The 511-nt window shown below is 68.7% G+C and carries 1 pseudogene; it reads left to right on the forward strand.

Annotated elements, in window-relative coordinates:
- Positions 1-511 (forward strand): annotated as a pseudogene (locus ABD287_RS18490) (glycosyltransferase); the annotation flags it as partial.

The following is a 511-nucleotide window of genomic DNA, read 5'->3' on the forward strand; positions in this document are numbered from 1 at the left end:
CCGCCGCCGTCGTTCTCTGTCGAGCAGATGCAGCAGATGGCGCGGGCGCAGGTCGCCGCCCAGTTCGACAAGATCGCCGCCGCGGCCGACGGCTGCGACCTCATCGTCTGCACCACCCCGGTGCTGACTGCGGTCCGGTCGGTGGCGGAGATGCTGGGCATCGGCTACACCTTCGCCGTCTACAGCCCCAACCAGCTGCCCTCACCACACCACGCACCACCGGTGGTGCCGCTGCCAGGGCAGGACAACACCACACCCACCGACGCCGAACCCAGCGAGCTGTGGGCCCGCGACGCCAAACACATGAACACCATGTTCCGCGAACCACTCAACCAGCACCGGGCAACCGTGGGCCTACCGCCGATCGATGACGTACGCAGCCACGTATTCACCGAGCTGCCGTGGCTGGCGTCCGATCCGACGTTGGGTCCGTGGCCCGGAGGCGGGACGGCAGGGCAGGAGGTGTTCCAGACCGGATCCTGGATCCTGCCCGACGACCGGCCGCTATCCC

This window comes from Pilimelia columellifera subsp. columellifera (genome assembly GCF_039532605.1).
Classification (GTDB): Bacteria; Actinomycetota; Actinomycetes; order Mycobacteriales; family Micromonosporaceae; genus Pilimelia; species Pilimelia columellifera.